The following is a 19,788-nucleotide window of genomic DNA, read 5'->3' as shown; positions in this document are numbered from 1 at the left end:
ATGAATGCAAAAACAGTATTAGTTCAAGCTATTGCTGCTTCACTTCTTATTTCCAGTGGTACTGCGGTTGCTGCTCAAGTAACCAAACAAGGCGTTGTCGAACATTATGCAGACGTCGCACATGCTGTATTCGCAGATTCATTAAACACGGCTAAAGCGCTAGACGTGAAAATTGATGAATTCCTCAAAGCCCCTTCAGCGAAAAAGCTAGAAGAGGTTAAACAAGCATGGCTTGATTCTCGCGTACCATATCAACAGTCTGAAGTATTCCGCTTTGGTAACGCGATCGTCGATGATTGGGAAGGTCAACTTAACGCTTGGCCGTTGGATGAAGGCTTAATCGACTACGTCGCTACGGATTACCAATATGAACTTGGTAACGAAGGCGCTGCGGCAAACATCGTGGCTAACAAAAGTCTGACTATTGGTGCAACGACACTAGACGTATCAAAAATCACACCTGAACTGATTGCCGATCTGAATGAAGTGGGTGGTTCTGAGGCGAATGTTGCTTCTGGCTATCACGCGATTGAATTCCTACTTTGGGGACAGGACCTTAACGGAACAAATGCTGGCGCAGGTCAACGTGCTTACACGGACTTTGTTGTCGGTTCTGCTTGTACCAATGGCAACTGTGACCGTCGTGGTGAATACCTGAAAGCGGCAGCTGATCTATTGGTTCAGGATCTTGAATGGATGGAGAAACAGTGGTCTGCGGATGTGAAAGACAATTACCGTCAGGAACTACTGGCAGATTCAGCAGAGAATGGCCTGCGCAAAATGATGTTTGGTATGGGCTCGCTGTCTCTTGGTGAACTGGCCGGTGAGCGTATGAAAGTGGCGTTAGAAGCGAACTCAACAGAAGATGAGCACGATTGTTTCTCTGATAACACGCACAACTCTCACTACTACAACGAGCAGGGTATCTACAACGTGTACATGGGGCTTTATAAGCGCCAAGACGGTACGTTACTGACTGGTCCAAGTATTGCTGACCTGGTTGCACAACAAGATGAGCAAGCGGCGAAAGAGATTCAAAAGCAGTTTGATGACACTCGTAGTCAAGTAGGTGAGTTGGTGAATTCTGCCGAGAAGAAAAACCAACACTTCGACCAACTGATTGCTGCTGATAACGTTCAAGGTAACGCGTTAGTGAACGAAACCATCATGTCGTTGGTGGCTCAAACGGGTGCAATTGAACGTGCTGCAAATATCATTGGCATTGAAAGCCTAAGCCCAGATACAGCAGACCACGAGTTCTAATAAAAAATATAATAACCAATCAAGGGCTCATTTTACCGACTGAGCCCTTTGCTGTTTGCGCTCGCTGTTATCAATTCATTTAAGAGCAATGATATGAAGCCATCATCCCTAAATTACTCCCATTTAGCGCTACTTTTTACTGCTGCATTTTCTACGTCTGTAACTGCCTATGAAGTGCGTTCTGGCGGAAAAACCAGTGTTAAAAAAGACGGTGCGAATGCTTATTCCCTTCCTGCGGCAAATTTACCGATGAGTAAACGACTGGACTTTAGTGTCGGGAATAGCTTTTTTAGAAACCCTTGGGTACAAGCGCCAGCGACTACAGAAGCGCGAGATGGACTCGGACCACTATTCAATACCAATGGTTGTCAAAACTGCCATATCAAAGATGGCCGAGGTCATCCACCTGAAGAAGGGGATATCCACGCCGTTTCTATGTTAGTACGTTTGAGCATTCCAGCTGAAACGCCAGAGCAAAAAAAAGCGTTCATCATTGATGGTGGTATTCCAGAGCCAACTTATGGTGGCCAGTTACAAGATTTTGCCCTACAGAACCAAACTCCCGAAGGTAAAATTTCGATTACCTATAGCGATGTTCCGGTGCAATTCAACGATGGCACAATGGTAACGTTAAGAAAACCAACGCTAAAGATTACTGATCTGGGTTATGGAGACATGCACCCGGATACCCAATTTTCTGCGCGTGTTGCGCCACCAATGATAGGTTTGGGGCTGCTGGAAAGCATTCCGGACGACACTCTACTTGCTTGGGCGGACGAAAACGACACTAACAAAGATGGTATTTCTGGGAAGGTAAACAAAGTTTGGGACATTGAAAAAGGTGACTTCGCGCTCGGTCGTTTCGGCTGGAAAGCGGGTCAACCAACATTGATGCAGCAGAATGCAGCCGCCTTTAATGGTGATGTTGGCCTCACAAGTCATTTGTTCCCAAATGAAAACTGTACCTCAAAGCAGACAATATGTAATGAGCTGCCAAATGGTGGTGATCCAGAAGTTAGCCAGAATATTCTCGACTTCGTGGAGTTTTACAGTCAGCACCTGGCCGTGCCAATTCGTCGTAATTTTGAAGACCCGCAAGTGCAACTAGGTCAGAAAATTTTTGCTTCATCAGGTTGTGAAAGCTGCCATAAAACTAACGTTAAAACCGCTAAACGAGCTGGTTTACCTGCGCTTTCAGAACAAGAAATACACCCATATACCGATCTACTGTTACACGATATGGGCGAAGGTTTGGCAGACCACCGACCTGAATATCTGGCGAATGGTCGTGAATGGCGTACCCCACCTCTTTGGGGGCTTGGTTACACCGAAGAAGTTAATGGTCATACCTACTATTTGCACGATGGACGTGCACGTAACGTTATGGAAGCAGTACTTTGGCACGGTGGCGAAGCAGAAGCTTCAAAACAGAACGTATTAGCGTTAAGCAAGAGCGAGCGTGAAGCGCTGGTAGCTTTCCTGGACTCGTTATAAGGAATCGAATGTGAATAAAAAACTATTAGTGTGTGCCGTTGTTACTGCGCTGAGTCTGACGGGTTGCCAATCGACATTGAGTTCAGCCGATGATCAGGCAGAGAAAACGAGCCATATTTCGCAAAGTGTGTATGAAATCGAGTATCAATCTGCTCATACCTTTTTAGAACAGAGCGCATCATTAGAACGTGCTTTTAATGATTTTTGTGCATCAGGGGATAAAGACCCATCTTCAGTAAAACAACAATGGCATGAAACCATGCGCGCATGGATGGCTCTACAAGGACAGGAGCGCGGGCCTGCGAGTGCGTTGGAGCAAAGCTGGAATGTGCAATTCTGGCCAGATAAAAAGAATACCACCGGACGAAAAATGTCGGCACTGACCAAATCGGATCAAGTCTGGAGTGCACAACAGATCTCCACGCAGAGCGTGACGGTACAAGGCTTGGGGGCACTTGAGTGGTTACTTTACGATAGTGGTTCGACACTGGAAACAAACAGCAATACCTGTTCCACAGCGGTATCAATTTCTCAAAACCTCAACGCTAAAGCCGACTTGATTGCGAACGCTTGGGCCGAGAACCCGTGGAAAGCAATGAAAAAGACGGAGTGGGAGTCGGAATATATTTCGCTACTGTCCAACCAGCTTGAATACAGCATGAAAAAGTTGAGCCGCCCGATGGCGAAAATTGGTCACCCTAGACCTTACTTTTCTGAGTCTTGGCGTTCAGGCACTTCACTCGCGAATTTGAAAGCAAACGTGCAAAGCATGCAAGCTTTATACTTGGCCAATGGCGATGGCTTAGACGCTCTTTTACGCGAACAGGGCAAGTTGGAACTCGCCGATCGAGTTTCGCGTCAGTTTGACATGACACTTGAAACCTGGCCTGAAGAGAAGAGCCTATTTGAGGCACTACAAACCGTAGATGGTTACCGCATGGTGTTGGCGCAATACAACAAGTTAGAGCAATTGAAGTACCTCATTCATGAAGAGGTAGCAATCGAACTCGGCGTGGTTATAGGATTTAATGCTACCGATGGTGACTGATCAAACAAGACGCACATTGCTTAAAGCCGCTCTATTTGGAGCGGCAGCCCCATTACTGCCTTTTGGTTGTGCTAGTACGACTCCGCGAACGCCAGCGTTAATAGGATGTTCAATCATTGGCCGTGACAAATATGCAGCAGTTGTTGCCGATGAACATGGGATGCCGATTTCCAAATTGCCAATTCCAGAACGTGGTCATGGTGTTGCTATCAACCAACACGGTCATGCGACGGTGTTTGGTCGTCGGCCGGGTACCTTCTTCATGGTATTTGACTATCGGAATGGGCAAGCGATAAAGCTGCACACGGCAAAAGCAAATCGTCACTTCTATGGTCACGGCGTGTATTCCCACGATGGGAACTATCTGTTTGCGACAGAAGGTGAAAGGGGCACAAGCCGAGGTATTATTGGCGTTTACGATGTGCGCAAGCAGTATCAAAAGATGGATGAGCTGTCAGGCTTTGGTATCGGACCACATGAAGTCATCATGATGCCCGATGGTGCATTAGCGATCGGTGTTGGCGGTGTGCATACTAATGGAAGAGAGCCTCTAAACCTCGATTCCATGACCCCAAGTCTGAGCTACCTGTCTCAAGATGGTGAGTTGCTCGATCAAGTTTCTCTGCCCGATCACAAGCTGAGCATTCGTCATCTTGCGCATGATGGCTCAGAGACAGTGCTATGCGGCCAGCAATATCGGGGTGAGCCAGATGAATACCCGGCTCTTATCGCGATGCACACTCGAGGTGAAAAAATGCTGGAGCTTGAGGCTGAACCTGAAGAATGGGCGCGTTTCAATCATTACGTTGCCAGCATTGCGGCGACTGATGAGTGGATATTAGCCACTTCTCCTCCGGGAAGCTGCTATGGTATTTGGTCCAAAGCGACGGGCAAGTTGGTTGAGTTGAACGCGTTACCCGATGCATCGGGTGTTGTGATCTATGGGGATGAGTTCCGCATCAGCTCTGGTGCAGGCAAAGTTGTGGAGCAACAGCCAATAGAATTTAAGAATACATTTTCAACAGGTATACAGTGGGACAATCATTGGTCTAGAATTGTGTGAAAAACAACCTTATTGATAGTTTTATGTGAAACTTATCGGAAAAAATATTGTCCCGTTCTTATTTTTAAAGCAGCAACCTGTGAGATATTTGCCATACTTTCTAATAAGGCAAGTAGGTAAGGGTTGTATCAGTGTTTGCTAGGGTTCTAATAATGACGGCACTTTTAGTGCCGTTTTGCAGCTTTTCTACCGCAGTTTCTCTTGACGATACTTCACAAGTGGAGCAAGAGGGAGCGGTTAAGCAGCTCTCAATTGAAAAAATGATCCACTATCCATCTGTGGTGGAGCAATTGTACCAGAGCACAAACTACCGTTTGAACTGGCAGAATGAAAGTGACGTTGAACAGTTCATCTTTCAGCTGAATGTTGTCGCGCTTGCAGACGTCACTAAAGAGTTCGATAACCAGTTGCATCGAATCAACCAGATCAAATGGCAAGGTGACAACCTCGACTTTGATTTGGTGATGACAGATTCATTGTTGATGTATTTAAGTTACCTGGAGCAGTTGCCTCACGAAGGGGTTAACTGGCTATTTGCCAATAAAACGCAAGTTGATCTTCCTCCGCCGAGTATCGATACATTATCGGTTCTTAGCAATGAGCTGACTGTTGGTAAGCTGGATCAGTTTTTGTCCAGTTTGCGTTCTCCGCTGCAAATGGATCGAGATTTCAACTCGGCTTTTTCAGCCTTATCTGAGCACGCGCAATACCAATACCCTTTATACGAGCAACAAGGCTTGCTTCGTCTTGGCGATCCAATAACCAATAAGGCCTCTTTGGCAGAGCGCCTTGCGATAGTGGGCGTGGATGTCAGCTATGTTGACCCAAATTCGGCGCGATATGATGAGAACCTTGAACTGGCAGTCAAAGAATTTCAGCGTATTCATGGTTTGAAGCAGGACGGCGTTATCGGGCCAAATACGATACGTTGGATTAACTTTTCTCCTAAGCAGAGGCTGCATTTGCTTGCTTTAAATGCTGAGCGCTCAAGAATATGGGCGAAAGAGCGTGATAATGTCGTATTCGTCAATGTGCCAGGGTATCAAGTTACATACTGGCATGATGGACAGCCATTGTTTGAGTCGAAAGTCGTGGTTGGTAAGAGTTCAAGAAAGACGCCGATAATGACGGTCAATATGGATTCGGTTATTTTGAATCCAACATGGAATGTGCCATGGAAGATCATGGTCAAAGACATCATTCCTAAAGTAAAAAGCAACCCAATGTATTTGATTCACAATAACATTCAAATCATTCGATCTTGGACTTCACGAGAGATCATCGATCCTACCACTATCAATTGGGCGACGGTTAATCCTCGAACTTTCCCATACCGAATGCGTCAGGCATCCGGTTCACAAAATGCGTTGGGCTTGTATAAGTTCAACATGCCAAACCCGCAGGCCATTTATTTACACGATACGCCAAGTAAAAACTTGTTTGAGCAAGATCGTCGCGCATTCAGTTCTGGTTGTGTTCGCGTGGAAAATGCCGATCAATTAGCTGAACTGCTTTTCAAAACGCAGGGGCTGGAAGAGCGTTTCGCGAAAAAACGCGAAAGTGCCCGTCGTTCTAATACGTCGGTTCCTTTAGGCGAGCGTATTGCGGTTCACATCATCTACCAAACTGCGTGGTTAGAAGAAGGTACGCTGTATTACCGTGATGATATTTATTCTTACGATAATCAAGGCTAGCGGCATACAAAACTTTAAGTAAATTTACATTGCAGAAAATTTACTTGTCGTTCAACCAGTAATCCATCCAAAATAGTGTATTAGGACATTCCAGCCTGACTTGTGAGTTTGACGAAATGCACCAGTTTGGTTAATGTCCGCCTTTCGTGTAGTTTTTGAGCAGTATTTCTATATGGTAAGTCGTAATTTTTCCCGTCGTGATTTTCTTAAAATGACCGCTGGTGGTGTTGTATTGGCGTCTGCAATGCCAACTCTCTCATGGGCTTCATTGCCTGATGAACCTCGCGTACTAGCGATGAATAACCTGAATACTGGTGAGCAATTGGAAACGTGCTACTTTGATGGAAGTGGCTACGTAAAAAGTGAGCTTGAAAGGTTAGATGAGTTCTGTCGCGATCACAGACGTAATGAAACCTTCCCTATGGATCGACGTTTGTTTGATCAGATAAGCCAAATTCAAAAGCTTATTGGTACGGAGTCAGAAGTCATTGTGATCTCTGGCTATCGTTCACCAAAGACGAACTCTTCATTGCGTAACAGCTCTTCTGGTGTGGCAAAGAAAAGCCTTCACATGGAAGGTAAAGCCATCGACTTTCGTTTAGACGGCGTAAAGTTGTCTACTGTACGTGACGCTGCTTTAAGCCTGAAAGCTGGTGGTGTTGGCTACTACCCGGGCAGTAACTTCGTTCATATTGACACTGGTGCGGTTCGCTCCTGGTAGGTGAGGTTGCAAGTCACCCTGAAAGTCTTGACGCGCAAGGTTTTCACAAGTCTTGAAGTCATTTAGGCTTAGTGTCATAGTTGCGGAAGTCTTAATAAAATTTATGTGGTGATAGGTTATCCATGGCTCTTAAATACCAAATTGTCCCGGTGACAGCTTTTTCTCAAAACTGTTCTATTGTCTGGTGTGATGAAACGATGAAAGGCATCGTGGTAGACCCGGGCGGTGATGAGAAGCAGCTTGCTGTGTTAATCAAAGAGTTAGGCGTTGATGTTGTTCAATTGGTATTGACGCATGGACATTTGGACCACGTTGGTGGTACTCAACCATTAGCGGCTTTACTTGGTGGAAAGGAAATTGTTGGACCTCATAAAGCGGACAATTTCTGGTTACAAGGCTTAGAAGGGCAGAGCAAAATGTTTGGCTTCCCGCTAACTGAAGCATTTGAACCTGATCAATGGCTTGACGAGAGTGACACTGTCACATTTGGTAACCAAGTGCTGAAGGTGATCCACACTCCGGGTCATACACCAGGGCACGTTGTGCTTTATAGCGAAGAAGCTCGCGTAGCATTTGTTGGTGATGTCCTGTTTAACGGCAGTATCGGTCGTACAGACTTCCCTCAAGGTGATTTCAATACCTTAATCACGTCGATCAAAGAGAAGCTTTGGCCACTGGGTAACGATGTGACCTTCATTCCAGGCCACGGCCCACAATCTACCTTTGGTCATGAACGTAAAACCAACCCATTTGTCGCCGATGAGATGCCGCTTTACTAGCGAGTTCTGACTCGGAAAATAACGGGTAATTGAATGACTGACTCGGGCAGAACAAAGTTATTTTGTCTCGAGTAAGTCTGGCTCGGCGGCAGCTAAATACCGCCGAGTTAACCCGACAAAATCTTCGGCTTCTCTATCCAAATCACTGGCAGAGATAAACACGTCGTAGCCATAAAAATCTCGCTGATATTTCATTCTGTTTGCAAGCATCGCAAGCAAGCCATCGTATTGCTTTCCCTGACTGCTCAGGTATGGCCTTGGATCGAGCACCATATCTTCGAATTTTTCTTCACATCGATTTTGTCGTGCTCCTAAATACAGAAGCGCACGTTGGCTTAGGAGGATTTCTGTCGCGATGCGAGGGCAAATCGCATCCAAGTAAGGAGAGTAGTGTTTTAACCGTACGCCAATCCAGGGCAGTGGCTGGTACCATCCGTCTTGTTGATAGCTACAAATACCTATCGATTCAATATTGCACCAGCGAACAACCCAACCACCCTTAAAAAGGTGTTGTTGAAAGTGGGTTGCGGTTAGCGTAAATGAGACTTGGCTTTTCTTAATCATCATAACTGCAAAGCCGACAATAACCGCCATTAATACTACAGACAATATCGCTTGCTTCCATCCAGGTGATATCAACACAAGAAACAAAGTTATTAAAGCGACAACCAACAAGGTTATTCGGGTAAGAATAGAACCGGGTTTAAAATGTGAATTTGTGAGATGTAGCGTTTCCATGCATTTAACCTCATAGAGTCAACAAAATACCCAAATGCTTTCCCGTTAATCACGATCTAATTTAACTGTGCTTCTAGGCTATTTGCGGTGCGATTACTTCATTTGTTTGGTGTGAAACAAAATGCATTTGGTGGATAAAAAACCTCTGTTTTTATACCCAGTATTCAATAAAACAGTTCACAAATTACCTGTATAAATTCTAGACGCTCTGCGTTTTGAGCGCATTTTTCATCGCGTTTCGGCGCTAAAACCTACAAATTGCTTGTGAATTTTGGTATAAAACGCGCTTCAAATTTTCATCCCTGCTGATATGCAGTGAACTGGAGACATATTCAATGAGACTTGCTCATAAGCGTAAAGTGCAAATGAAATTGCAAAAGCGCATTAAAGCGACAGTAGCAAACATTGCTGCAGTACAAAAAGCAGCGAAGCCTGTTGCTGAGAAAGCAGCACCTTCTGTTACTGAGAAAGCTGTTGCCGAGAAAGTAGTAGCTGAGAAGAAAGTAGCTGTAGTGAAAACAGTAGAAGTTGCGCTAACTCCAAAACAGCAACAAGTGCTAGATATTGTTGTCGCAAATGCGGACGGTATTAACCCTAAAGGCATCGGCCTTGCTGCAGGTCAAGAAGACACTAAAGCGGCATCATGGGCAACTGGCGCTCTGAAGAAGCTTCTTGAAGAAAACCTGGTTCAAAAAGAGCAATTGGCAGGTAACAAAGTTATCTACAAAGCGATTTAGTTTTTAAATCCTCAATCTTATTAAGATACAGCTCTCTAATACCTCGACTATTGTCGGGGTATTTTTTTGAGCGACCTAACGTCCCGTCACTCCGTGTTTCTGCTCCTTCTTTGGCAAGTCTAGCGACGTCAAAATGGCAAATGTCACAATTCTTTAAATACTTTGTAAATTTTTTGGAAAGTTACTACTTACGTGGTTTTCTATTTTCGATATTTTTAATCTCTTCCTAACTAACTGTTTAATTTAGGCATGAAATTTTAATTGGGTTAATCTCCTACGTATAAATGCGTACTACCAATGGCTAATGTATGAGTAGTGGGCAGTAAAAATTGCGTGTTCCTGCCCATTTCAGAATCAACGTTATTGATACATCTTTAGCATCAAGTTACGCCCTGTAACTCAAATGATGCTGCGCTATTTTAAGAGTCAACTTTAGACAAGCACATTGTTCGTTACTTGGTGTAATACAAATCCTTGTGAAATGGATGATAACAATAACCTTGGTGACAAAGGACGTGAACGATGAGTTTGATCCAAAAATCTCTTAAAAGAGTGCTGAAAACTACTGCTGTGGTTGCCGCGATGGCCTTCGCTGCAACTTCTGCTAATGCTGCGGAAAAAGTCTACCGCCTGAAACTTGCAGAAACATGGGGACCTAACTTTCCTATCTTCGGCGATACCACGAAAAATATGGCTAAAATGGCAGAAGAAATGTCAAACGGCCGTCTGCAAATTCGTATTGACTCAGCAAACAAGCACAAAGCACCTTTTGGTGTGTTTGACATGGTGAAATCAGGTCAATACGACATGGGCCATTCGGCGTCTTACTACTGGAAAGGGAAAGTGCCAAACACACTTTACTTTTCTTCTATGCCTTTCGGTATGTTACCTACAGAGCAGTACGCTTGGTTCTACTATGGCGGTGGCATGGAGTTGATGGACAAAGTGTACGCTCCTCACAACCTGATGTCGTTCCCTGGTGGTAACACAGATACTCAAATGGGTGGTTGGTTTCAAAAAGAAATTAAAACACTGGATGACCTTCAAGGTCTGAAAATGCGTATCCCTGGTTTTGCTGGAGAAATTTTGGCTGAACTGGGCGCTAAGCCAACCAATATCGCACCGGGTGAACTGTACACGTCCCTTGAGCGTCGCACCATTGATGCACTTGAGTGGGTTGGTCCTTCGCTAGACCTTCGCATGGGTTTCCACAAAATTGCGCCTTACTACTACACAGGTTGGCATGAGCCAGCGACAGAGCTTCAGTTCCTGGTCAACAAGCGTACTTGGGAAAAACTGCCTGATGATCTTAAAGCGATCTTAAAAGTGGCAATGAAAACTGCAGCTTACGATATGTACACGCAGTCTAAACACGAAAGTGGTAAGAACTGGGCGACGATCAAGTCAGAGTACCCGAACGTAGAAGTGAAGGACTTCCCGCCAGAAGTCATGGCAGCAATGAAAGAAGCGAATGATCGCCTTCTGAAGAAACACGCGGAAGAAGATGCCTTGGCGAAAGAGATTCAAGAGTCTCAAGCTGCCTACATGGAGCAAGTTCGTCAATGGACTGATATCTCACAACGTGCTTATCTAAACAGCCAAGCTGACTAATACGTCAGTATGCTGCCCAAGCCAATTGGTTTGGGCAGCGAGTGAAGCCCAAGAAAAAACTCATAATAAAATGCTCCGCCACTTAGCGGAGCTCAACCATACGTTCCACGGAGTCAGGAATGAGAAGCCTTATTTATATTGAGCGGATGTTTAACCGCTTCAGTGATTTTTTGGGGTGGTTGTCCAGCATCCTCTTCATCTTACTGCTACTAAATGTGGTATACGACGTTGTTATGCGATACGTGTTCAACGATGTTTCTATCGCCTTTCAGGAAATGGAATGGCACCTCTTTGCCTCAGTATTTTTGCTGGGTGTACCATACGCCATCAAAGCTGGTGGGCATGTTCGAGTCGACATTTTCTACGAGCGTTTATCTTATAAAGCGCAATCCATTATCGACATAATAGGCACGTTATTTTTCCTGCTTCCTTTTTGCTTATTGGTCGCCTGGTTCGGTATCGACTTTGCTAAAGAAAGTTATGCACTAGGGGAGACTTCTGGAGACCCAGGTGGTTTGCCTTATCGTTGGATCATTAAGGCAATGATCCCATTATCATTCTTTTTTATGGCAGTGAGTGGGATTGGTTTGTTGCTGCACTCTATCAATAAAATTGTTAACCCTCATCTTATCTATGCCGGTAATAACGGTAAGTCGTAAAAGGAAGTTATTATGATCGGTATAGTCATGTTTTTTGTAGCCTTATTTGCGCTACTTCTGGGTTTCCCCGTTGCGTTTACCTTCGGTGGTATCGCACTTATTTTTGGTGTTTGGGCAGAAGGCATTGAAATGTTTGCCTTTATGCCATATCGAATTCAATCGATTATGCAAAACACGGTACTAATGGCTGTGCCGTTATTTGTGTTCATGGGGCTGGTTTTACAGAAAACCAAGCTTGCAGAACAGCTACTAGAGTCAATGGGGCGTCTGTTCGGTGGCGTTCGTGGTGGTATCGCCATTTCTACTGTACTAGTAGGGGCGTTACTTGCTGCATCTACCGGTGTTGTTGGCGCTTCTGTTGTGGCAATGGGGCTTATTTCCCTGCCTGTGATGCTCAAGTACAACTATGACAAAGGTCTGGCGTGCGGCACCATCTGTGCTTCAGGTACGCTGGGGCAAATTATCCCTCCATCGATTGTTTTGATCCTACTAGGGGACGTATTAGGTGTACCTGTTGGTGATCTTTTCCAAGCAGCGGTATGGCCGGGAATCACACTGGTTGTGGCGTACGTGATCTACATTCTGGTGTATGCAAAGTTGAACCCGCAAGCCGCTCAGCCTATCGAGCGAGATGAGTCTGTCAGCCGAAAAGAAGAAGTCATTAGCGCGCTCAAAGCGGTTCTGCCACCTCTGGCCTTAATCATCGTGGTATTAGGTTCTATTTTCGCAGGTGTTGCCACGCCGACAGAATCGGCGGCATTGGGTGGTGCTGGTGCGATCGTACTCGCTGTGTTGTACAAGCAGTTCAGCTGGTCGATGGTTTATGATGCTTCAAAAGAGACGGTAAAAGTCACCGCGATGGTATTTGCGATATTGCTTGGTGCGACCGCATTCTCCATGGCATTTACGTACACTGGTGGTGATTACTTAGTCGAAGAGTGGATGTTGAGTATTCCAGGTGAAAAATGGGGCTTCCTCATCATCACCATGCTTGTCATTTTGATTCTGGGCTTCTTCATCGACTTCGTCGAAATCTGTTTCATCATCGTTCCAATCCTCGCCCCAGTTGCAGAGATGCTAGGCATTAATATGACGTGGTTTGCGATTCTGGTAGCGATGAACCTACAAACCTCTTTCCTAACGCCACCATTTGGTTTCAGTTTGTTCTACTTGAAAGGGGTGGCGCCAGCAGGGGTAACAACGCGTGATATTTATAAGGGCGTGATGCCGTTTATCGCTATTCAGATAGCCGTGCTTGCATCGCTTCTATTCTTCCCTGGCTTTTACGGAATGGGCTAAAAGGAGATTTTGTGACCTGAGAGTTTCCACCTTTTGAAACAAGTTGTTAAGCTGCTTATGCGTTGACGCTTGGAGCAGCGTTTCATGGAGGGAAGGGATGCCTCTCAAAGCAAAGTTAATTCTGCTGACACTGATACCTGTGGTATTGGTGTCAGCCAGTATCAGTTGGATTTCTATCTACCAAGCCAAGACCCTTGGTCAGCGAGAAGTGGAGCTTTTCCACCAAAACCTCATTCAGTCAAAAGAAGCGGCGCTAAAGGATACCGTCGATGTTGCTTTTGACGCCATCATTCACATCTATAACGACACAACGATTGAAGAAGACGTTGCCAAAGCTCGTGTAAAAGCGATTTTAAACCACTTAACCTATGGGTCTGATGGGTATTTCTTTGCTTACGATAAACATGGCACTAACCTTGTCCATCCAGCACAACCTGATTTAGTCGGGGAGAACCTGCTTGGCCTCCAAGATGAGAACGGTGATCGGCTCATTGAGGCGCTGTTATATCAAGCGCAAACGGGTGGTGGCTTTCACCAATACTTATGGCAAAAGCCGTCGACAGGTGAGGTTGTTCCTAAGCTCAGTTATGCGGGTTGGTTAGAGAAGTGGGAGTGGATGGTTGGAACCGGGCTGTACATAGAGGATGTCAGCCAGGAAGTGGCCAGCATGCGCGCGGCAGTGAATAAAAATATCGAAACGACCTTCTTTTCGGTCGTTGTGATTCTGGTCGTTACGGTTGCCGTGATCATCGTATTAACCCTTGCCATTAACTTGCACGAACATCGCCTTGCAGATAAAAACCTGAAAGAACTGGCGTATAAAACCGTGATGTTTCAGGAAGATGAGAAAAAACATTTGGCGCGCGAGCTTCATGATGGCATTAATCAGCTGTTGGTCTCTAGCAAATGCCATTTAGATCTGATGAGTCATCGTTTGGAAGACGAAAAGCTAAAGCAACACTTGGATAAATCTCAACGTTCGTTGGTTACCGCCATCAATGAAGTCCGGCATATTTCCCACCAGTTGAGGCCAAGTGCGCTGGATGATATTGGTTTGGAAGCGGCGCTTACCACATTACTACAGGATTTTCACTCTCACTCTGGGATTGATATTGATAGCCATTTTGATACCCAGCAGCAAAAATTGACGTCGGAAGTCGCCACCACTTTATATCGCGTTGCTCAAGAATCATTGAACAACATCGAAAAGCACGCGAAAGCGAAAAAAGTGACGGTGATTTTGCAAAAAATGGGCAATATGCTGCAATTACTGATACGTGATGACGGCATTGGATTTGTCGTCAACCAAGCGGTCCATCGTCAAGGGATTGGGTTACGAAACATGCAGGAGCGTGTTGAGTTTATTGGTGGTGAATTTGAACTAATGAGTGAACTCGGTCTGGGGACCGAAATAACCGTGCTGCTAAATTTGGATGAAGGTGTTTATGGATAAACCGATTAGTGTGTTGATTGTCGATGATCATCAGGTGGTGTTAGATGGTTTTATGGCACGGTTGGAGCTGGAGCCGGATATTGAAGTCATCGGTACCGCCAGTAACGGCTTGGAAGCAATAGAAGTAGCCAAGCATCTTCATCCAGACGTGATCCTTATGGATATCAGTATGCCCATAATGAACGGCATTGAGGCAACGGGAATCATTAAAGAGGAAGTGCCTGAGAGCCGAATTCTGATGTTAACCATGCATGACAACCGTGAGTACATCATGAAAGTGATGCAAGCCGGGGCAGTAGGGTATATGTTGAAAGAGATTTCAGCAGAGAAAATGGTTCAGGCGATCAAAACGGTTAATCAGGGTTCAACCTATTTTTGTGAGTCCGTCACCCAGACGTTGTTCACGCAAGATGTTACGCCAATCAATCAAAGACCTAACCCACTGAGTCGCAGAGAAGAAGCGGTGCTCAAATTAGTTGCGCAGGGGAATAGCAGCAAAAAAATTGCTACGTTACTGAGTATCAGTTACAGAACAGTAGAAACACATCGTCATAATATTAAGCACAAGCTAGATCTGCATTCGACCGCCGAGTTAGCCAAATATGCATTTGAGACAGGACTTACCAAATAACACAGTGCCCGCGTCAGGCGAGCACTGGCGGGAATGATTACTCAGCTTTAGGAACGGTACCGGTGATGCTACCAATTTCGAGCATTGGGGCAACGTCAATATCTTCTGCATTCATCATGGTCGAAATACGCTGTACTGAAGAAAGTAGCAGTGTTTGTTCCCATTCTTCCAGCTTCTGGAATCGATTAATGAAATGCTCTTGTAGCGGCGTCGGTGCTTGCTTTAATACTTCTTGTCCCTGTTCTGTCAGTACAGCGTGCACTTTGCGCTTATCTTCAACGCTACGGCGACGTTCTACAAACTGATTACGCTCTAATCGATCGAGAATGGTGGTCGCTGTGGCTTGACTCATATTGGTATGGCTAGACAATTGTTTGATAGTGACATTATCTAACTCGTTGATAGCACGCATTAAAATTAGCTGAGGTGCAGTCAGACCAGACTCTTTACTCAGCTTTTTAGAGTGTAAATCAATAGCGCGGATGATCTGACGAATCGAGACCAATACTTCTTCGTACTTTTCCAATTTATTCATCCAGTCTGTAGGAACATTTAACGAGGCGACACTAACTCAAATGCTTTGTTATTTAAAGAGCTGTGTAAAAAAATTCCGTCGTTTCTCTTCCGGCACTTCTTTGATGATTCCAATTTCCATTTACAGCATGATGGAAGTGAATCACTACGCTCTAAAATTATTATAGCAACAATTGTTTGTGGTCTAATTATTAATGCAATGTGTTGCATTTATTTGGTCAGAAATCTCTGATTGAAAGGTAATAAATGTGGATTTTTTATGGAAATTCTAGACAAAAACACCTCAGGTGTTAGGATCTTGACCCTTCACGGAATTTAAAACGTATCGTGTTCGAATGATTTTATTGTTTGGTGCGTAAAGATTACAAGAATTAGAGAGGAACGATGACAAAGGGTATAGATAAGTACAGTATCGATAGTACCGACTATACGGTAGGTCAGGATAACGTTCAAAAATGGGGGTTTGATGTACACAACCCTGTTTTTGGTATTAGTGCGGGTTTAATTGCACTGTTTCTTGTGGCTGCATTGGTTTTAGATGCACACACTGCTAAGACGGTACTTGATGGAATCAAATGGCAAATCATTGGTTCATTTGATTGGCTATTCATTATTTCAGGTAACATTTTCGTTATATTCTGCCTGGTACTGATAGTGTCCCCGATGGGGAAAATCCGCCTCGGCGGTAAAGACGCAGTTTCCGATTACTCGTTCCTATCGTGGTTAGCTATGTTGTTTGCTGCAGGTATGGGTATTGGTCTTATGTTCTGGAGTGTGGCAGAACCCGTTGCTTACTTCACCGGGTGGTATGAAACACCATTAGGTGTGGAAGCGAACACCCCTGAAGCGGCGAGATTGGCGTTGGGTGCAACGATGTTCCACTGGGGTCTGCACCCATGGGCCATTTACGGTGTTGTTGCGCTTTCCTTAGCTTTCTTCGCTTACAACAAAGGGCTTCCATTGTCGATGCGCTCGATCTTTTACCCACTATTGGGTGATCGTGCGTGGGGCTGGGCTGGCCACATTGTTGATATTTTAGCGGTACTGGCAACACTATTTGGTCTGGCAACATCGCTGGGTCTGGGAGCACAACAAGCCGCAAGTGGTATTCACCATGTGTTTGGTATCGAGGCTGGTATCGGGTTGCAGGTGATTGTAATCACTGTTGTGACTTTACTTGCAGTGGTATCGGTTGTTCGCGGTATTGATGGCGGGGTGAAAGTCATCAGTAACATCAACATGATTGTTGCTTTCTTACTGCTTATCCTTGTTGGTTTGATTGGCTGGGCGGCTAGCCTGGGCTCTATTCCAACCACATTGATGGCATACGTAGAAAACATCATTCCACTGAGTAACCCGTTTGGCCGTACTGACGAAGCGTGGTTCCAAGGCTGGACTGTATTCTACTGGGCTTGGTGGATTTCTTGGTCACCATTCGTAGGTATGTTTATCGCACGTGTTTCCCGTGGCCGCACAGTACGAGAATTCATTACCGCGGTTCTGCTTGTTCCAACCGCAGTAACGGTGGTTTGGATGTCTGTATTTGGTGGTCTGGCTATCGAGCAGGTGGTTGATAAAGTGGGCGATCTAGGGGCTAATGGTCTGACTGACGTGTCACTGGCCATGTTCCAAATGTTTGATTCACTGCCATTTGGTAATATCTTGTCGTTTATTGCTATCGTTCTGGTTTTGGTGTTCTTTATTACCTCTTCAGATTCAGGCTCATTGGTTATCGACAGCATCACGGCAGGTGGTAAAGTTGACGCACCAGTGCCACAGCGAATTTTCTGGGCATTGATGGAAGGTGCCATTGCGGTTGCACTGCTTTGGATTGGTGGTTCGGAAGCCGTTCAGGCTCTGCAAGCTGGTGCCATCTCTACGGCGTTGCCATTCACTATCATCTTGCTTGCGATGTGTGTGAGCTTATTGATGGGTATGAGAACCGAGCGTCAATAGTCGGAATAAAATACTACGTTTAAAAAGCCAGCTTAGCTGGCTTTTTTTGTGTTGTTTTTCTGACGATAGACAAAAGAATGACTCAATTAAAGTTCATACCTTACAATAAGTTAGCAATGTAATTGATTATTTTGAAACTTGGTGATTAGTGCCAAAAAAGTGTGTAATATTCACGCTCCTAGGTTGTCCTCCCAAATAATATAAACATATGAAATTTTCACTAAAACAAAAACTTATCGGCGCGAGTCTTTCGGCTGTGGTTATTATGGCTGCTGCACTGACTTGGTTGTCGGCTGGTCAACTATTTGATCAGACTTCTGCTGGTGTTTATTCAAGAGCACAAAGCTTGAGTGCCGTTGCATCGGAAGGGATTTCTGACTGGATTACCATCCGTAAAGAAATCGCCACCGCATTTAATGACTACTCGACCGAACAGGACGTAGTGCCGTTCTTACAGCAGGCACGCAAAGCAGGCGGCTTTGACGATATCTTCCTTGGTACGCCAAAAGGAGAGATGTACCGTTCTCATCCTGAGCGAAACCGTGCTGATTATGATCCGCGAACTCGCCCTTGGTATAAAGATGCTAATGTCGCGGGTAAACAGATCATCACTGAGGCTTATCAAGACGCGATCACCAATGCGCTTTTGGTTACTATCGCAGAGCCGGTTATGAAAAATGGTCAGTTTATCGGGGTAGTCGGGGCCGATGTTCTTATCGATCAGCTTATCAGTGATGTGATCAACTTAGATGCTGGTAAAAATGCCAACGCGATGTTGATTGACATGAACCAAGGGACGTTTCTTGCTCATCCGGATAAAAGTTTGACGTTAAAGCCAATCAGCAGCTTATCGACAGACTTTTCACGACAGGCGATCGAGCGCGCTGCTGACGAAGGTAAAATTGAAAGCACGATCATCAGAGGGGTAGAAAAACTCTACTACTTCCACAAAGTGGCGGGAACGCATTGGATGTTCGCCATTGAGATGGACCGCGCGACGGAAGAGGCGGGCAATGCAGTACTGTTGCGTGACTTGCTGATCACTGCTGTGATGATCACAATCGCGGTGATTGTTGCGGTTTCTTGGCTAGTTGGCTTCTTGTTCCGCGATCTAAACCGAGTATCTCATGCACTGGAAGAAATTGCTTCTGGTGAAGGTGATTTGACTCAGCGTCTGGAACCACGCAGTGACGACGAAGTTGGTAAACTGGCAGAAAACTTTAACCGCTTTGTTGGCAACATGCATACCATGGTGACCACACTTAGCCATGTCTCTTCATCACTGTCTGAACAGGCTCGTACCACGGCTCAGCAAGCAGAGGAACGTAGTCAGCGTATTTCTTATCAGCAAGATGAAATCAACATGGTGGCGACTGCGGTTAATGAAATGGCGGCCGCTACGCAAGAAATTGCGGGTAACGCAGAAAGCACGGCTAGCCACTCAGAAGAGGCGGTAGGCGCTTGCGCTCACGGTTCTAGCCAAGTTTCGCAGACGCAATCTTCAATCCAGAATCTGGCCAAAGAAGTGCAGGTTGCGACCGATGTTATTCAGGATTTGGAAGCGCACGGTAATAGCATCAATACGATTCTATCGACCATTCAAGACATCGCAGAACAAACAAACTTGCTGGCACTTAATGCGGCTATTGAAGCGGCACGAGCAGGTGAGCAAGGACGTGGCTTTGCAGTGGTTGCCGATGAAGTTCGTGTATTGAGCCAACGCACACACGCTTCAACCAAAGAAATTCAAGAAACCATCGAGATGCTGCAAGGTACGACCAAGAAAGCGGTTGGTATCATGGGTGACAGCCGTCTTCTGGCTGATACCAGCGTTGATGATGCGAACTCAGCAGCAGCGAGTCTGACTCAAATTCATAGCGCAGTTGAGCAAATCAACGACATGGCAACACAGATCGCTTCTGCTGCTGAAGAACAAGCGTCGGTAACGACAGAGATTACTCGTAACACTGAAGGCATTCGTGATGTTTCTAACGAGCTTTCAGCAGAAGCACATCAGGCTGCTGAACAAGCCGCTTACTTGTCTGAGCTATCACATGAGCTTGAGCAGGAAATCAAACGCTTTAAGCTGTAATTTCTAAAGATCTCGA

Annotated in this window: 17 protein-coding genes; 15 read left to right on the top strand and 2 right to left on the bottom strand. The window is 45.3% G+C overall.

What is annotated here, in order from left to right; genetic code table 11:
- The 7 genes from L9Q40_RS03165 (at position 1) to L9Q40_RS03135 (ending at position 8,062) form a co-directional block, all read left to right on the top strand.
- Positions 1-1,263, top strand: a complete 1,263-nt coding sequence (locus L9Q40_RS03165) for an imelysin family protein (RefSeq protein ID WP_498791986.1) — start codon at positions 1-3, stop codon at positions 1,261-1,263.
- 93 nt (positions 1,264-1,356) lie between these two features.
- Positions 1,357-2,757, top strand: coding sequence for a di-heme oxidoreductase family protein (locus L9Q40_RS03160; protein ID WP_498791984.1), 1,401 nt, complete (start codon positions 1,357-1,359; stop codon positions 2,755-2,757).
- A gap of 10 nt (positions 2,758-2,767) precedes the next feature.
- Positions 2,768-3,805 (top strand): imelysin family protein, encoded by a 1,038-nt coding sequence (locus L9Q40_RS03155; RefSeq protein WP_498791983.1) that lies wholly within the window; start codon positions 2,768-2,770, stop codon positions 3,803-3,805.
- Entirely contained in the window at positions 3,786-4,868 is a 1,083-nt protein-coding gene (locus tag L9Q40_RS03150) for a DUF1513 domain-containing protein (protein ID WP_498791981.1), read from the top strand. The genes L9Q40_RS03155 and L9Q40_RS03150 overlap by 20 nt, the downstream gene beginning before the upstream one ends.
- A gap of 131 nt (positions 4,869-4,999) precedes the next feature.
- Positions 5,000-6,562, top strand: coding sequence for a L,D-transpeptidase family protein (locus tag L9Q40_RS03145; RefSeq protein ID WP_481930591.1), 1,563 nt, complete (start codon positions 5,000-5,002; stop codon positions 6,560-6,562).
- 172 nt (positions 6,563-6,734) lie between these two features.
- Positions 6,735-7,283 carry a peptidoglycan L,D-endopeptidase MepK gene (gene mepK, locus L9Q40_RS03140; RefSeq protein ID WP_065297668.1) on the top strand — a complete coding sequence of 183 codons (549 nt, stop codon included), beginning with the start codon at positions 6,735-6,737 and terminating at the stop codon, positions 7,281-7,283.
- 122 nt (positions 7,284-7,405) lie between these two features.
- Entirely contained in the window at positions 7,406-8,062 is a 657-nt protein-coding gene (locus tag L9Q40_RS03135; protein WP_498791978.1) for an MBL fold metallo-hydrolase, read from the top strand.
- A 57-nt stretch (positions 8,063-8,119) separates the two neighbouring features.
- Here L9Q40_RS03135 and L9Q40_RS03130 read toward each other — a convergent pair whose 3' ends face one another.
- On the bottom strand, positions 8,120-8,800 hold the full coding sequence (locus tag L9Q40_RS03130; protein WP_498791976.1) for a DUF2982 domain-containing protein: 681 nt from the start codon (positions 8,798-8,800) through the stop codon (positions 8,120-8,122).
- A gap of 335 nt (positions 8,801-9,135) precedes the next feature.
- On the opposite strand from L9Q40_RS03130, the gene L9Q40_RS03125 reads away from it, so the two are divergent.
- The 6 genes from L9Q40_RS03125 (at position 9,136) to L9Q40_RS03100 (ending at position 15,190) form a co-directional block, all read left to right on the top strand.
- Positions 9,136-9,537, top strand: coding sequence for a MarR family transcriptional regulator (locus tag L9Q40_RS03125; protein ID WP_498791974.1), 402 nt, complete (start codon positions 9,136-9,138; stop codon positions 9,535-9,537).
- Positions 9,538-10,059: 522 nt separating this feature from the next.
- Entirely contained in the window at positions 10,060-11,148 is a 1,089-nt protein-coding gene (locus L9Q40_RS03120) for a TRAP transporter substrate-binding protein (RefSeq protein ID WP_020335537.1), read from the top strand.
- A gap of 119 nt (positions 11,149-11,267) precedes the next feature.
- Positions 11,268-11,807: a TRAP transporter small permease subunit gene (locus L9Q40_RS03115; RefSeq protein WP_014232368.1), complete on the top strand. Its 540-nt coding sequence runs from the start codon at positions 11,268-11,270 to the stop codon at positions 11,805-11,807.
- Positions 11,808-11,819: 12 nt separating this feature from the next.
- Positions 11,820-13,106 (top strand): TRAP transporter large permease, encoded by a 1,287-nt coding sequence (locus L9Q40_RS03110; protein WP_014232367.1) that lies wholly within the window; start codon positions 11,820-11,822, stop codon positions 13,104-13,106.
- 97 nt (positions 13,107-13,203) lie between these two features.
- The gene (locus tag L9Q40_RS03105) at positions 13,204-14,559 is read left to right on the top strand and encodes a cache domain-containing protein (protein WP_118118833.1); all 1,356 of its coding nucleotides are present in this window, start codon (positions 13,204-13,206) and stop codon (positions 14,557-14,559) included.
- The gene (locus tag L9Q40_RS03100; protein WP_020335536.1) at positions 14,552-15,190 is read left to right on the top strand and encodes a response regulator; all 639 of its coding nucleotides are present in this window, start codon (positions 14,552-14,554) and stop codon (positions 15,188-15,190) included. The genes L9Q40_RS03105 and L9Q40_RS03100 overlap by 8 nt, the downstream gene beginning before the upstream one ends.
- 37 nt (positions 15,191-15,227) lie before the next feature.
- On the opposite strand, the gene cosR is transcribed toward L9Q40_RS03100, so the two are convergent.
- Positions 15,228-15,716: a MarR family transcriptional regulator CosR gene (gene cosR, locus L9Q40_RS03095; protein WP_014232364.1), complete on the bottom strand. Its 489-nt coding sequence runs from the start codon at positions 15,714-15,716 to the stop codon at positions 15,228-15,230.
- Between the two features lie 392 nt (positions 15,717-16,108).
- Here cosR and L9Q40_RS03090 point away from each other — a divergent pair, with 392 nt between their 5' ends.
- Together L9Q40_RS03090 and L9Q40_RS03085 are read left to right on the top strand one after the other, a co-directional pair.
- Positions 16,109-17,680, top strand: a complete 1,572-nt coding sequence (locus tag L9Q40_RS03090) for a BCCT family transporter (protein WP_020335534.1) — start codon at positions 16,109-16,111, stop codon at positions 17,678-17,680.
- 208 nt (positions 17,681-17,888) lie between these two features.
- Positions 17,889-19,772, top strand: a complete 1,884-nt coding sequence (locus L9Q40_RS03085; protein WP_020335533.1) for a methyl-accepting chemotaxis protein — start codon at positions 17,889-17,891, stop codon at positions 19,770-19,772.
- The last annotated feature ends 16 nt before the right edge of the window (positions 19,773-19,788 follow it).

This window comes from Allocatenococcus thiocycli (assembly GCF_921292965.1).
In the GTDB taxonomy this organism is placed as follows: domain Bacteria; phylum Pseudomonadota; class Gammaproteobacteria; order Enterobacterales; family Vibrionaceae; genus Vibrio; species Vibrio natriegens.
This window is presented reverse-complemented; position numbering and strand designations above follow the sequence as displayed.

What these genes read in the sequence shown, in the direction of transcription:
- L9Q40_RS03165 (WP_498791986.1), top strand. Translation starts at nt 1, where the DNA reads ATGAATGCAAAAACAGTATTAGTTCAAGCTATTGCTGCTTCACTTCTT.
- L9Q40_RS03160 (WP_498791984.1), top strand. Translation starts at nt 1,357, where the DNA reads ATGAAGCCATCATCCCTAAATTACTCCCATTTAGCGCTACTTTTTACT.
- L9Q40_RS03150 (WP_498791981.1), top strand. Translation starts at nt 3,786, where the DNA reads ATGCTACCGATGGTGACTGATCAAACAAGACGCACATTGCTTAAAGCC.
- mepK (WP_065297668.1), top strand. Translation starts at nt 6,735, where the DNA reads ATGGTAAGTCGTAATTTTTCCCGTCGTGATTTTCTTAAAATGACCGCT.
- L9Q40_RS03135 (WP_498791978.1), top strand. Translation starts at nt 7,406, where the DNA reads ATGGCTCTTAAATACCAAATTGTCCCGGTGACAGCTTTTTCTCAAAAC.
- L9Q40_RS03130 (WP_498791976.1), bottom strand. Translation starts at nt 8,800, where the DNA reads ATGGAAACGCTACATCTCACAAATTCACATTTTAAACCCGGTTCTATT.
- L9Q40_RS03125 (WP_498791974.1), top strand. Translation starts at nt 9,136, where the DNA reads ATGAGACTTGCTCATAAGCGTAAAGTGCAAATGAAATTGCAAAAGCGC.
- L9Q40_RS03120 (WP_020335537.1), top strand. Translation starts at nt 10,060, where the DNA reads ATGAGTTTGATCCAAAAATCTCTTAAAAGAGTGCTGAAAACTACTGCT.
- L9Q40_RS03115 (WP_014232368.1), top strand. Translation starts at nt 11,268, where the DNA reads ATGAGAAGCCTTATTTATATTGAGCGGATGTTTAACCGCTTCAGTGAT.
- L9Q40_RS03110 (WP_014232367.1), top strand. Translation starts at nt 11,820, where the DNA reads ATGATCGGTATAGTCATGTTTTTTGTAGCCTTATTTGCGCTACTTCTG.
- L9Q40_RS03105 (WP_118118833.1), top strand. Translation starts at nt 13,204, where the DNA reads ATGCCTCTCAAAGCAAAGTTAATTCTGCTGACACTGATACCTGTGGTA.
- L9Q40_RS03100 (WP_020335536.1), top strand. Translation starts at nt 14,552, where the DNA reads ATGGATAAACCGATTAGTGTGTTGATTGTCGATGATCATCAGGTGGTG.
- L9Q40_RS03090 (WP_020335534.1), top strand. Translation starts at nt 16,109, where the DNA reads ATGACAAAGGGTATAGATAAGTACAGTATCGATAGTACCGACTATACG.
- L9Q40_RS03085 (WP_020335533.1), top strand. Translation starts at nt 17,889, where the DNA reads ATGAAATTTTCACTAAAACAAAAACTTATCGGCGCGAGTCTTTCGGCT.